This is a genomic window from Streptomyces sp. NPDC001100, assembly GCF_053598575.1.
This window is the reverse complement of the sequence record NZ_JBSFKO010000002.1, coordinates 247,786-260,489: the sequence shown is the minus strand read 5'-3', so window position 1 is coordinate 260,489 and position 12,704 is coordinate 247,786. Positions and strand designations below refer to the sequence as shown.

At 71.8% G+C, this 12,704-nt stretch carries 11 protein-coding genes; 4 read left to right on the top strand and 7 right to left on the bottom strand.

Annotated elements, in window-relative coordinates:
- Positions 1-63 precede the first annotated feature (63 nt).
- Both ACWDEW_RS03450 and ACWDEW_RS03445 read left to right on the top strand, forming a co-directional pair.
- On the top strand, positions 64-1,620 hold the full coding sequence (locus ACWDEW_RS03450; RefSeq protein ID WP_450509139.1) for an ABC transporter substrate-binding protein: 1,557 nt from the start codon (positions 64-66) through the stop codon (positions 1,618-1,620).
- A gap of 96 nt (positions 1,621-1,716) precedes the next feature.
- Positions 1,717-2,121 (top strand): ATP-binding protein, encoded by a 405-nt coding sequence (locus ACWDEW_RS03445; RefSeq protein ID WP_450509137.1) that lies wholly within the window; start codon positions 1,717-1,719, stop codon positions 2,119-2,121.
- Between the two features lie 52 nt (positions 2,122-2,173).
- On the opposite strand, the gene ACWDEW_RS03440 is transcribed toward ACWDEW_RS03445, so the two are convergent.
- Complete coding sequence (locus ACWDEW_RS03440) at positions 2,174-3,631, bottom strand: sensor histidine kinase (protein ID WP_450509135.1); 1,458 nt, start codon at positions 3,629-3,631, stop codon at positions 2,174-2,176.
- Positions 3,628-4,314, bottom strand: a complete 687-nt coding sequence (locus tag ACWDEW_RS03435; protein ID WP_450509133.1) for a response regulator transcription factor — start codon at positions 4,312-4,314, stop codon at positions 3,628-3,630. Before ACWDEW_RS03435 ends, ACWDEW_RS03440 begins: the two co-directional genes overlap by 4 nt.
- Before the next feature lie 187 nt (positions 4,315-4,501).
- On the opposite strand from ACWDEW_RS03435, the gene ACWDEW_RS03430 reads away from it, so the two are divergent.
- Entirely contained in the window at positions 4,502-6,904 is a 2,403-nt protein-coding gene (locus ACWDEW_RS03430) for an MMPL family transporter (protein ID WP_450509489.1), read from the top strand.
- A gap of 9 nt (positions 6,905-6,913) precedes the next feature.
- Here ACWDEW_RS03430 and ACWDEW_RS03425 read toward each other — a convergent pair whose 3' ends face one another.
- The 4 genes from ACWDEW_RS03425 to ACWDEW_RS03410 form a co-directional block, all read right to left on the bottom strand.
- Complete coding sequence (locus ACWDEW_RS03425; protein ID WP_450509131.1) at positions 6,914-7,711, bottom strand: TetR family transcriptional regulator; 798 nt, start codon at positions 7,709-7,711, stop codon at positions 6,914-6,916.
- An 11-nt stretch (positions 7,712-7,722) separates the two neighbouring features.
- A complete protein-coding gene (locus tag ACWDEW_RS03420) occupies positions 7,723-8,244 on the bottom strand; it encodes a thiol-disulfide oxidoreductase DCC family protein (RefSeq protein WP_450509129.1) in 522 nt (173 codons plus the stop codon).
- Positions 8,241-8,648: a hypothetical protein gene (locus tag ACWDEW_RS03415; RefSeq protein ID WP_262056093.1), complete on the bottom strand. Its 408-nt coding sequence runs from the start codon at positions 8,646-8,648 to the stop codon at positions 8,241-8,243. Before ACWDEW_RS03415 ends, ACWDEW_RS03420 begins: the two co-directional genes overlap by 4 nt.
- 94 nt (positions 8,649-8,742) lie before the next feature.
- On the bottom strand, positions 8,743-9,153 hold the full coding sequence (locus ACWDEW_RS03410) for a VOC family protein (protein ID WP_450509127.1): 411 nt from the start codon (positions 9,151-9,153) through the stop codon (positions 8,743-8,745).
- A 131-nt stretch (positions 9,154-9,284) separates the two neighbouring features.
- On the opposite strand from ACWDEW_RS03410, the gene ACWDEW_RS03405 reads away from it, so the two are divergent.
- A complete protein-coding gene (locus ACWDEW_RS03405) occupies positions 9,285-9,824 on the top strand; it encodes a Uma2 family endonuclease (RefSeq protein WP_450509125.1) in 540 nt (179 codons plus the stop codon).
- Between the two features lie 34 nt (positions 9,825-9,858).
- Here the strand turns inward: ACWDEW_RS03405 and ACWDEW_RS03400 are convergent, their stop codons facing one another.
- Positions 9,859-12,606: an AAA family ATPase gene (locus ACWDEW_RS03400; protein WP_450509123.1), complete on the bottom strand. Its 2,748-nt coding sequence runs from the start codon at positions 12,604-12,606 to the stop codon at positions 9,859-9,861.
- Positions 12,607-12,704 lie beyond the last annotated feature (98 nt).

Genomic DNA, 12,704 nt, shown 5'->3' with positions numbered 1-12,704 from the left:
TCCGCGCCACTAGGGGAGTGGCAATGCGCAGGAACCCGGGAGGGTTCTGGGGAGGGCACACCGATGCGGTCGGTTCGCATACGGATTCTCGCGACGCTGCTGGTTCTGGCGGCCGTGGGAGTGGGCGGCTGGCAGTTGCTGCCGTCGGACGGGAACAAGGACAGGACGATCACGGTGGGGACGACGGACGCCGTCACGTCGCTCGACCCGGCCGCCGCGTACGACGCGGGTTCCTGGGCGTTGTACAGCAACGTCTTCCAGTCACTGATGACGTTCGACTCGGGCGGTACGACGCCCGTCCCGGACGCGGCCAGGAGCTGCGGCTTCGTGGGCAGCGGGCTGAGGACGTACCGCTGTGTGGTGCGCGACGGGCTCACCTTCCCGAGCGGGCGCACGATGACCGCCGCGGACGTGAAGTACTCCTTCGACCGGGTCAAGAAGATCAACTCGGATGTGGGTCCGTCGTCCCTGCTCTCCACGCTCGGCTCGGTCACCGCCTCCGGGATGACCGTCACCTTCCATCTGTCGTCGCCGGACGCCACGTTCCCGTTCAAGGTGGCCACCGGCGCCGGCGCGATCGTCGACAGCAGCAAGTACCCGAAGGACGCCCCGCGCAACGGGTTCCAGGCCGACGGCACCGGGCCGTACATCCTGTCGACGTATACGAAGGACAAGAAGGCCGTCCTGAAGCCCAACAGCCACTACAAGGGCGCGGTCAAGAACACCGGGAGCCCGATCGAGCTGCGGTACTACGCCGACTCGGACGCGCTGCAGAAGGCGTACAAGGCGAAGCAGGTCCAGGTCGCGACCCGGCAGCTGCCGCCGAAGATGCTCTCCGGGCTCTCCGCCAGCGACCCCGACCAGCGGGTGTCGGAGGCCGACAGCTCCGAGACCCGCAACCTGTACCTCAACACCCGTAAGGGCACGCCCCTGCACGACGTCCTGGTCCGCCGGGCCATGGCCTGGCTGATCAACCGCGACGAGCTGGCCGCCACGGTGTACGACGGGACGGTCGACCCGCTGTACTCGCTGATCCCGGCGGGCATCGTCGGCCACACGACGTCCTTCTTCGACGCCTACCCCTCCGAGAGCGTCAGCAAGGCGAAGGCGCTCCTCCAAGAGGCCGGTGTCTCCCTCCCGGTGCGCTTCACCTACGGCTACGGCATCGGGCACGGTTCCGGCGCCGAGGAGGCCGCCGAGCTGAAGAAGCAGCTGGAGGCGGGCGGCCTGTTCAAGGTGGACGTCAAGGGCTACGAGTGGACCGACTTCCAGAAGCGCTGGGCCACCGGCAAGCTGGACGCGTGGGCGGTCGGCTGGGTCGCGGACTACCCCGACCCGGACACCTTCGGCTCCTCGCTCGTCGGCACCGGCTCCACCATGAACACCGGCTACAGCAACAAGCTCGTCGACCAGCTCATCCTCAACAGCCAGACGTTCGCCGACCGCAGCCGCGTCGACGACGACTTCCGCGACATCCAGACGGACGTCGCCGAGGACGTGCCGCTGATCCCGCTGTGGCAGCGCAAGGAGTACGTCGTGAGCAGCGAGGACATCGGCGGCATCTCCTATCTCACGGACGGCACCGGCGTGTTCCGGCTGTGGGCGCTGGACTGGATCTGAGCCCCGTCCTCAGGGGCCGGCCTCGGCCGAGTGACGCCGGACGGCCCGCGCACGCAGCACCATGTGACGGAGGCGTGCGCGGGGTGAGGAGCCGACGTGGTCAGACGCAACTCGTTCCGGCTGCCCCGGCACCCGGCCTCGGTGGGGCTCGCCCGGCGCCGGGTCCGGGACCATCTGGCCGACTGGGGGCACGCGGGCGACGATCCGGCGCTCCAGGACGCGGTGCTGCTGGTGTCCGAGCTGGCCACCAACGTCGTACGCCACGGGCCGCTCCTTGAGCGGGAGTTCGAGGTCGCGGTGACGGCCCTCGCGGACGGCTCCTGCCTCATCGAGGTGTCGGACGAGGGCCGCGTCGAACCCCGGCTGCGGGTCGTCACGGACGCGGCGGAGGCCGGCCGCGGGCTGCACCTCGTGGAGAGCGTCGCGGCGGCCTGGGGCGTGTGGAGCCGCGGCGCGCACGGCAAGACGGTGTGGGCCCTCGTGCAGGCCGACATCCGGTAAGACGCCCGCTGTCCTACGACGGCACAGGTGCCCGCACGACCTGCCCGCTGTCCTACGACGGCACGGGCGCCGCCCACGTCGGCAGGGTCACCGTCACCGCGAGCCCCTCGCCCGGGGCCGTCCGTACCGCCACGTCCCCGCCGTGCGCCTGGACGACGCCCTGCACGATCGCCAGCCCCAGTCCGCTGCCCGCACCGCCGCCCGCCCGGAAGAAGCGGTCGAACATCCGGGCCGCGTCGTCCTCCTCCAGTCCCGGGCCCTCGTCCGCGACACACAGCCGTACGACCCCGTCCTCGCGCTCCAGCCCGAGCCGCACGGGCACGTCCGCCGGCGTGTGGGTGCGGACGTTGGTCACCAGGTTGCCGAGTATCTGGCGCAGGCCCGACTCGTCGGCGCGCACCAACAGGGAGCCGTCGGCGCCGACGGTGACCGGCCGCTCCGGCTGCTGGACCCGCAGGTCCTCGGCGGCGTCGCGCACCAGACGGCTCAGGTCGACGTTCTTGAAGCGCAGTTCGGGCCGCTGGTCCAGGCGGGCCAGGGTGAGGAGCTCGTCGACGAGACGGCCCATGCGGTCGGCCTCCGCGTTCATCCGGTCCCAGGCGCGTCTGCGCTCGTCGGGCTCGGTCAGCATGCCCTTGTCGTAGAGCTGGAGGTAGCCGCGTATCGCCGACAGGGGGGTGCGCAGTTCGTGCGAGGCGTCGGCGACGAAACGACGGAGCTGGGCCGCCGTGCGCTCGCGCGTGCGGTAGGCCGACTCCACCTGGTGGAGCATGGAGTTGAGGGCGAGCCGCAGCTGCTCGACCTCCTGGGTCGGATGGTGGCTGGAGGGCACGCGCCGGGTCAGGTCGCCCTCGGCGATCGCCGTCGAGGTCTCCACCATGTCCTCCAGGGGCCGCAGCCGCCGCCGCACGCTGATCATCGTGAGCGTGGCGAGCAGCACGAGCAGCAGGCTGCCGAAGGCGAGGTCCAGCTTGAGGGCCTTGGCCATGCCGTGGTGGAGGCCCCCGGTGGAGGCGGCGATCAGGATGTACGTGCCGTCGGTGAGTTGGGTTCCGGTCGCGCGGTAGGAGTCGCCGCGCAGCGAGATGTCGCGCGGTGTGCGGTTCTTGGTGAGCTTCGCCGGGTCGCCGAAGGCGTCGGCGAGGGCCCGCTGTGCCGCGGTCGGGGCGTACCCGGCGATGGTGAGCACCTTGCCCTGACGGTCGACCGCCGCGAACACAGTGTCCGGCTTGGGGGAGCCGGGCTGCTGCTGGGGCACCAGCCGGTCGCCGATGCCGGCCAGGGAGCTCAGTACGTTGATCTGCCGCATGGTGAGCTGCGAACTGCTCAGCGAGTCACGGGACTTGGTGAGCTCCGCGTCGACCTGGGCGAGCAGGTAGTGCCGCATGCCCATCAGGCTGACGGCGGTGGCCATGACGATGCCGAGGGAGAGCAGCGCGAGGTTGGCCAGGGTCAGCTTGGCGCGCAGCGAGTGGGCGCCGCGCTCGCAGTTCGGCAGGCGGACCTTCATGCGAGCCCGTATCCGACGCCCCGCCGGGTGGTGATCACCGGTGCTCCCAGGGTCTCCAGCTTGCGCCGCAGATAGCTGATGTAGGTCTCGACGACGGTCGACTCCGGCGGGGTGTGCTCGTACTGCCAGACATGGCGCAGCAGTTGCTCCTTGGGCACGATCCGGCCGCCGTTGCGCACCAGGAAGCGCAGCAGGGCGTACTCGGTGGGGGTCAGCTCGACCGAGCGGTCCGCGCGGTGCACCGAGTACGTCGTTTCGTCCAGCTCCAGGTCGCCGTAGCGCAGCGGCGGGCGCTGGGGGAGGACGTCGGCGGGGCGGGTGCGGCGCAGGACGGCGGTGATGCGGGCGACGACCACGTCGATGTCGAAGGGCTTGGTGATGTAGTCGTCGCCGAAGCCGAGGGCGCCGACGATCTCGGCCGGCGCGTCCCGCGCGGTGAGGAAGACGAGGGCCAGCTCGGGCCTGCGGGCGCGCAGTTCCTGCCCGAGCGCGCGGCCGTCGCCGTCCGGGAGCATCACGTCGAGCAGCGCGCAGTCCGGGCGGGTGCGCTCGGCGAGGGCGAGCGCCTCGCGGACGGTGCCCGCGGTCATGACCTCGAAGCGGTGGTAGCGCAGCGCGATGGCGAGGACGTCGGCGATGCTCGGTTCGTCCTCCACCACCAGCACGGTTCCTGGAGCCGTCATGCCCCCAGTATCGGCGGCACCACTGACATCGGGGCCGTCCGGTCTTTGGAGTTCCTTGAGAGTCATGGCCAGAACGTGTCCACGCGCGCGTGCCACCGCCAATTGTGTAGCCCAGGACCTGGGGGACCATCCGACCGATCGACCGAGTCAACTCGGTTTTGCATAAGGAGTGTTGAGCGTGGCGGCATTGGCACGGTGGTGCTATCGGCACCGGCTGGTGGTCCTGTTGCTGTGGGTGGGGGCACTGTTCGGCCTGGGCTTCTCGGCGACGACGGCGGGGACGGACTACGCGAACGTCTTCTCCCTCCCGGACACGGACTCCAAGAGCGCGTACGACCTGATGCAGAAGGCGTTCCCGAACAGCTCGGGCGACACCGACACGGTGGTCTGGAAGGTCGACTCGGGCTCGGTCAAGGACCAGTCCGTACAGACCCGTATCCAGCCCGCCCTCGACAAGATCGCGGGCATGAAGGGCGTCGGTGAGGTCACAGGCCCCTACTCGGGCGCCCGGGGCGCGGCCCAGATCAGCTCCGACGGGACGATCGCCTACGCGCAGATCACCTTCGCCGAACAGGCGAACGCCGTCCCCAAGGAGCTCGTCCAGAAGGTCGTCGACACCGCGCAGGCCGCCAGGAGCGACGGCCTCCACGTCGAACTGGGCGGCCAGGCCGTCCAGCGGGTCGAGGAGCCGCCCGGCGGCATCGCCGAGGGCGTCGGCATCCTCGCGGCGGCGATCGTCCTGTTCCTGGCCTTCGGCTCGTTCTACGCGATGCTGCTCCCGATCGGCATCGCCATCTTCGGCGTCGGCACCGGCCTGTTCTCCACCCAGCTCCTCAGCCACACCACCGACATCCCCGACCTGGCACCCCTGCTGGCCACCCTGATCGGACTCGGCGTCGGCATCGACTACGCCCTGTTCATCGTCACCCGGCACCGGCGCGGCCTCCAACGCGGACTCGATCCCGAGGAGTCGGCGGTCATCGCCCTCAACACCTCGGGCCGTGCGGTGCTGTTCGCGGGCGGCACGGTGTGCATCGCGCTCGCTGGCATGCTGGTGACGCAGCTGCGCTTCCTGGACGGCGTGGTCATCGGCACCTCGCTCACGGTCGTCCTGAGCGTCCTCGCGGCGACGACCCTGCTGCCCGCGCTGCTCGGCTTCCTGGGCCCGCGCGTGCTCAGCCGCAAGCAGCGCCGCAAGCTGGCCGCGACCGGGCCCGAGCCGGAGCGCACCGACAACCTCGCGGTCCGCTGGTCGGCCGCCGTGCAGAAGCGCCCGCGCCGCATCGCCGCCCTCGCCCTCGTCGTCATGGCCGTACTCGCCTTCCCCGTGCTGTCGCTGCGCCTCGGTGCCACCGACCAGGGCAACGACAACGCCTCGACGACCACCAGGAAGGCCTACGACCTCCTGGCCGACGGTTTCGGCCCCGGCTTCAACGGCCCGCTCCAGGTGGTCACTTCGAGCGGTGACACCGCCACCCTGGTCAAGGACATCGAGGCGACGAAGGACGTGGCCCGGGTCGCTGCGCTGCCGCCCACGGGCGGGGTGACGGTGATCCAGGTCGTCCCGAAGACCTCACCGCAGTCCGTGGAGACCGACGACCTGATCGACACCCTGCGCGGCAAGGTGATACCCGAGGCCGGCGCGACCGGTCACGTCGGCGGGGTGACGGCCATCTCCAAGGACTTCGCGTCCGTCACCGGCGACCGACTCCCGCTGTTCGTCGCGACGATCATCGGCCTGAGCTTCCTGCTGCTCCTGCTCGCGTTCCGCTCGCTCGTGGTCCCGCTGACGGCCGCCCTGATGAACCTCATCGCGGCGGCGGCCTCCTTCGGTGTCCTGGTGGCGATCTTCCAGTGGGGCTGGGGCCTGGACATGCTGGGCCTCGGCAAGGAGGGCCCGATCAACGCCTTCCTGCCGGTCATCATGCTGTCCCTGCTGTTCGGCCTCTCCATGGACTACCAGGTGTTCCTGGTGAGCCGGATGCACGAGGAGTGGGTTCACACCAAGGACAACGCCCGCGCGGTCCGCGTCGGCCTCGCGGAGACCAGTCGCGTCATCAACTCCGCCGCCCTGATCATGGTCTGCGTCTTCCTGGCCTTCGTCCTGAGCGGCAACACGGGCGCGGCGACGGCGGGCGTCGGCCTGGCCGCCGCGGTCGCCCTGGACGCCTTCATCCTGCGTACCGCCCTGGTGCCGGCCGCGATGCACCTGCTCGGCAACTCCAACTGGTGGCTCCCGGCCTGGCTCGACAAGAGCCTGCCGCACCTCGCGGTGGAGCCCGCGGAGGAGCCCGTGCCCGCCGTCCCCGACGGCCCGTCCTCGGCCGTCCACGGCTTGGTCCGTACGACCGACGGGGAGCCCGTGGAGGGCGCCGCCGTCACCCTGCGGACGACCGGTGGACGCGAACTGGACCGCGTCGAGTCCCTGGCGGACGGCTCGTACATCGTGTCGGTGCCGGGCCCGGGGACCTACCTCCTGGCGACGACGGCACCGTCGTACGGCTCGACCGCTCGGCAGCTGACCGTGACGGACGATCCGCTGGTCTACGACGTCGAGCTGGCCGAAGGTGAGGTCGACGCCGTCAACTGACCCGAGCGCTCAGGGGCGTTCGCCGTCGGCGGGACCGGCGGCGGACGCCCCGTGCTTGTCCCCCCGCTTCTTCTTCGCCGGGTCGGGCAGCGCGTGGGTCATGCCCGGCAGGAAGTCCGTGAACAGCTCGTGCACCTCAAGGACGAGCGGGCGCAGCACCCGGAAGCGGGCCAACGACACACCGCGCGCGGTGAGCCGGGCGCCGCGCTCGGCGAGCCGGTAGCTCCGCTCGCGCCCCTCGGTCCGGTCGAACACCCAGTACAGCACCAGGCCCATCTGGGAGAGCCACATCAACTCCGGGAGCACGTCGCGCAGTTCCGGTGCCACCTTGGTCTTCGCGCCGAACAGCACTTCCTTGTGGACGTCGATGGCCTGCACGCGCGCGTGCTCGCTCTCCGGGGAGAACGGGCTGAGCGGGCTGTCCGGGTCGGCGGCGTTCTTGAAGAACTGCACCGCGAACTCGTGGTAGGGCGTAGCGATGTCGAGCCACACCCGGAGCACGCCCGCGAGCCGTGCCTCCAGGTCGGTCTCCCGGTCCAGCACCTCGCGGACCGCCAGCCGGTGCTCCTCGGCGATCCGGTCGTAGAAGCCCTGGATCAGGTGCTCCTTGCCGGCGAAGTAGTAGTAGGCGTTGCCGACCGAGACGCCCGCCTCCTTGGCGATCGCCCGCATCGTCGTCTTGTCGTAGCCGTGCTCCTGGAACAGCCGCATGGCCGTCTCCAGGATGAGCGCGCGGGTCTGCTCGGACTTCGCGGACCTGGCGGGCGTACCGCCGTCCTCTTCGGGGCTGTCGTTCTTCGCGGGCACGGGAAGAGAGCCTATCCAGTGGGACAGGAACCGCCGACGCAGCCCGGCCCGGTGTACGACCACCCGCGGCTCGGGTCGTACGTCCACCCGTCGCTCTGCCGGTACACACCGCCGCCCCACCCGCCGGGGCCCCACTGCGCCCCGCGCCACTTCGCGGCGGCGAGCACGGCGCCCTTGGCGAGCCGGGCGCCCGCCGGGGTGCTCAACCGGTGCGCCAGGGGCCGCTGTTCGCGCAGCGCCCACAGGGTGACGATCCAGGCGGCGGCGCCCCGGTAGACCTGCCCGGAGTCGCCGACGACGGTGATCTCGTCGAGGGTGGCGCGATGGTCGAGCCCGGGGAAGCGCCGCCGGGCCTCCTCGGAGGACGCCGGTACCAGCTCCAGGGGCACCAGTTGCGGCTGCCGTACGAGCCAGTCGCGCAAGAAGGTGCACAGGGAGCAGTCTGCGTCGTAGAGGACGGTGAGCCCGTGGACCGGGACGCGCGAGGCGTCCCGGTCCTGGGTTCCGCCGACGTCCGGGGCCACCCCCGTCACGCCCCGGCCGTCGGCGGAACCCACCCCTGCGGCGCGATGGGCGGCACCTGCTCCCGCTCCATGACCCCGCGCCGCCGGATCTTGTTCAGCACGAACACGTTCCCCAGGTGCATCACCCCGAGCACCAGCAGCACCACGCCCACCTTGGTCGACAGGGCCTCGAAGATGCCCCGGGTGTCCTCGATGGTGCCGTCCCCGCTGAGGTACAGGGCGACGAACCCGAGGTTCACGAGGTAGAAGCCCACTACGAGGAGGTGGTTCACGGCCTCCGCGAGTTTTTCGTTCCCCCGTAGGACGTCGGCGAGGAAGATCCGCCCGTTGCGGCTGAGGGTGCGGGCCACCCAGACGGTGAGTCCGATGCTGACGATCAGATAGATGACGTAGGCGACGACCGTGCGGTCCATGCGCCTCCCCCTTCTTGAACGCGTTCAAAACGCTTACAGGGAGAATGTAGACGCATTTTTGAACGTGTTCAACTCGCTTGGGCTGGGGTCTGCGTCACACCCGCCGCGCCAGCTCCGGCCGCTTCGTGTAGTCCGTGAAGCCGATGACGTTGCCCCAGGGGTCGGCGATCTCGACGGTCCACCCGGTGGCCACGGAGAAGGGTGCGTCAAGGAGGGGGATTCCGGCGGCGGTGAGGCGCTCCGCGGCCTTCCGCGCGTCCGGGACCTCCAGCCACACGCGGGGCGCGGGCCAGGGCGGTGGCCGGTGCCCCAGCCCGTCCTCCAGCCGCAGGAGCACCCCCGGCGTCTCGCCGCCGACCTTCAGGATCGCGATCCCGGCCTCGTCGAGCCGGAACCCGACCGTGAATCCGGCACGTTCGTAGAAGGGGACGGCCTCGGCGAGGTCCCCGACGGGGAGGAGGAGGTTGTCGAAGCCGAGCAGTTCGTACGACTCTTCATCTGACATTCCGTCAGATTAGGTGGGTGGGTGCGGGTCTCATCGGGAGGCGACCGCGGGCTGACCATGTGATCACTCGTTGAGGCGAAGCACTTCTGATCGCGCCTGGGCATCTGATCGGCCACGCGAGACTCCGCGACATGGAAGCAAGGACGAGCACCGGATCCGAGAGCGGGCCGGACGGCGAGTGGGCGTCTCGCCGGCCGGTCCCACCCCCCGAGGGCTGGACCGCGGACGACCTCGACCGGATTCCGGGCCTTCCGCCGCACACGGAGCTGATGGACGGGACTCTCGTCTTCAGGAGTCCGCAGACCGCTTTTCAGGGACGCTGTCTGCGTCTGCTGGAGAACGGCTTGTTGGAGCAGGCGCCGGACGGCCTCGATGTCGACCAGGCCTGGCACAAGCCCGAGGACGTGCTCCTGGCCGTCGAGGTCGTGTCCGCCGACTCCCTGGAGCGGGACCGGGAGACCAAGCCCCGCAAGTACGCGGCGGCGGGCGTACGCCACTGCTGGCGGGTCGAGCAGGACGAGAACAAGGGCCTCCCCGTCGTCCACGTCTACGAACTCGACCCCGCCACCAGGTCCTACGGCCTCGCCGGCATTTTCCACGACCGGCTCAGGCTTTCCGTGCCCTTCGACATCGAGATCGACCTGACGGTGATCAACCGACGGCGCCCCTGACCGACGCGGCCGCACCGGCCGGGGCGGCGCCGAGTCAGGAGCCGGCCGGCAGCTTGGCCGGCAACCCCATCCGGGACGTGATGCCCAGCTTGGTGTACGCGTGGCTGAGGTGGAACTCGACCGTCTTGACGCTGAGGACGAGTTGGCGGGCGATCTGGCGGTTGGTCAGGCCGGACGTGGCCAGGCGGGCGATCACCAGTTCCTGGGGGGTGAGGGGGGAGTCGGACGCGGACGCCCCGCCGCTGGCGGCCAGTTCGCGTTCGCAGAGGGCCGCGCTGGGGGCGGCGCCCAGTTCGGTGAAGGTGCGCAGGGCCCGGCGCAGTTGGCCGGTCGCGTCGGTGCGCCTGCCCGCGCGCCGCAGGAACACGCCGTAGGCGAGCTGGACGCGGGCCCGGTCGAAGGGGGCCGGCACCTGTTCCGCGTGGCCCAGTGCCGTGCGGAACGACAGCTCCGCCGCACCCGGCGACCGGCGCGCCGCCAGCAGGGTGCCGCGCGCCCGGGCCGCGGCCGCCAGCCGGGAGTGCCGGCCCCGGTGGACGGAGGGCGCGTCGAGGCCGTCCAGGATCCGCTCGGCCTGCCGGTGTTCCCCGAGCGCGGTGAGCGCGTCCACCAGCAGATCACGCCAGGGCGCCACGAGCGTCCGCGCCACCGGCTCCCGCTCCAGTAGGGGCAGCAGCGCGCCCGCCACCTCGTCCTGCGCTCCCCGGGCCGCCGCCAACTGGGCCCGCGCCCTTGCCACATGGGCGAAGCCCGAGGCGCCGTGGCCGTATCCGCCGCTGCCCATGGCCTTGGCGAGGTACTCGGCGGCCCGCTCGGTCCGCCCCCGCAGCGCGAGCACCCCGGCCGCGTCCGCGCACGCGACCGGCGCCAGCCAGGCGAGGCCGCGGGTGACGGCGGTCTGCGCCGCCGATTCGAGTTCGCGCAGGGCCACGTCCCAGTTCCCGAGGCGGAGTTCGGTCTCGCCCAGGAGGAGCTGGGCCGTCGCCCGCAGCGGCGCGGGACCGCTCCGGCACAGCGGCGCGGCCGAGCGCAGGTCCGCCCGGCTGCCCTCCAGGTCGTCGAAGCCGAGCCTGAGCGCACTGCGGCCGAGCAGCAGGTCCACGTCGCCGGACTGGACGAGCACCGACTCCGGCAGCCCGGCCGCCCGCTCGATGCCCTCCTCCACGGCGTCCGTCAGGCCCAGGGCGGCCAGTTGGGCGTAGCGCAGCATTCCGCCGGTGAACGGCACGGGCGGCAGCGCCCCGGCCCGCTGCGCCCACCGTACGGCGGCTGCCGCCTCGCCCTGGAGGAGGCCGACGAGGGAGAGCCGTTCCGCGATGCGCCGGGCCAGCGCCGGGTCCAGGGCGGGGTCGCAGTGCCGCCACGCGTCGTCCAGGAGCAGCCGTGCGCTGGGCGTCTCGCCCCGGGCGAACGCGAGTTGGCCGTGCGCGTAGCGATGGGCGGCCCGTGTGCTGTCGCCCGGCAGGGCGCGCACCAGGTCGGCGGCCTCCTCCACCCGCCCCTCGCAGAGCAGCGCGTCCGCCGCCTCCACGGTCAGCCGCTCGCGTTCGGGCCGGGTCGTCGCCAGCCGGGAGGCGTGCGCGGCCATCGACGCGGCCCTCGCCCAGTGACCGGCGGCGGCCTGCCTGCGGGCGCCCGTGGCGAGGTCCGCGACGAGCGCCGGGTCCGGACTGCGGCCCGCGAGCAGCTGGTGCCAGGTGCGGCTGGCGGCGTCCCTGCTGGCCCGCACCGCCCCCGTGTGCAGTTCGGCCCGCCGGGCCGGCCCCAGCTGGTGGTAGACGGCGGCCTGGACCAGCGGGTGCGGGAAGGCCAGTTCGGGTGGGCCGCCCGCCGGTCCCTCCTCCAACAGCCCTTGTCCCACGGCCTGTTCGACAGCGGGCAGCGGGTTCTCCAGACCGGCCAGCTGGGCCACCCGGTGCAGCGGCGCGCGCGGCCCGAGCACACTGGCCGCGGCCACCAGATCGCGGGCCGGAGGGTCGCAGTGGGCGAGGCGGTCCCGGACCAGCGACTGGTACGAACGGGGCGCGGGCAGCGGGGAGTCGGCGGCGGCCAGGACCTCCGGCTCCACCTCCCGGATCAGCGCGCGTAGATGCAGCGGATTGCCGCGGGTGTGGGCGTGCAGTCGGCCGACGGCGTGCGGCGGCAGGCCCGCGGGCAGCAGCCCGTCGCACAGCGCGCCGGTCTGCTCGGCGGTCAGGCCGTCGAGCGCGAGGCGCAGGGTCTCGTCGTCCGCCAGCAACCTCCCCAGCCCCTTGGGGAGTTGGGCATCGGCCGGCGCGTGGACGGCCAGCACGGTGAGGACCGGCTCGGACAGCAGCCGGCGCAGGACGAAGGTGAGCGCGTCCAGCGACGGCGCGTCCGCCCAGTGGGCGTCGTCGATGACGAGCACGACGACGGTGTCCGCGGGGATCCGGTGGGCGAGGGCGAGCAGCCGCGCGCCGACCGCGCCGGGCTCGTCCCCCGGCCCCGGCCCCGGCGCCGCCTCGCCCACCGAGGTCTGACTGAGGAGCTGGGCGAGTACGCCGTAGGCCAGGGCCGTCTCGTTCTCGGCGCCGCTGGCCTCCAGCACGCGTACCCGGTCCGCCGTCCGCAGGAAGCGGCGGACCAGGGCGGTCTTCCCGATGCCGGGCGGACCCTCCACGACCATCAGACGCGATGCCCCGGCACGGGCCTCGCGCAACCTGTTCTCCATTTCCCTGAGCTGCGGCTCCCGGCCGTAGAAGGACGGTTCCCGGGCCTCGGCCGCTGGGTGGGCATGGTGCAGCAGTGTGTTCACCGGCATGTCGACGTCTACCCCCGTAGTTGCGTCGGTGTTCCGGGCCATGGTGCTCGCCCTGTCATGACGGTTCAACGCGTGTGCCGTTGAGCGGTCCGGCCGGT

Bases quoted from the DNA above. Each gene is read 5' to 3' on its own strand.
- ACWDEW_RS03450 (WP_450509139.1), top strand. From the start codon at position 64: ATGCGGTCGGTTCGCATACGGATTCTCGCGACGCTGCTGGTTCTGGCG.
- ACWDEW_RS03400 (WP_450509123.1), bottom strand. From the start codon at position 12,606: ATGCCGGTGAACACACTGCTGCACCATGCCCACCCAGCGGCCGAGGCC.
- ACWDEW_RS03435 (WP_450509133.1), bottom strand. From the start codon at position 4,314: ATGACGGCTCCAGGAACCGTGCTGGTGGTGGAGGACGAACCGAGCATC.
- ACWDEW_RS03415 (WP_262056093.1), bottom strand. From the start codon at position 8,648: ATGGACCGCACGGTCGTCGCCTACGTCATCTATCTGATCGTCAGCATC.
- ACWDEW_RS03440 (WP_450509135.1), bottom strand. From the start codon at position 3,631: ATGAAGGTCCGCCTGCCGAACTGCGAGCGCGGCGCCCACTCGCTGCGC.
- ACWDEW_RS03405 (WP_450509125.1), top strand. From the start codon at position 9,285: ATGGAAGCAAGGACGAGCACCGGATCCGAGAGCGGGCCGGACGGCGAG.
- ACWDEW_RS03410 (WP_450509127.1), bottom strand. From the start codon at position 9,153: ATGTCAGATGAAGAGTCGTACGAACTGCTCGGCTTCGACAACCTCCTC.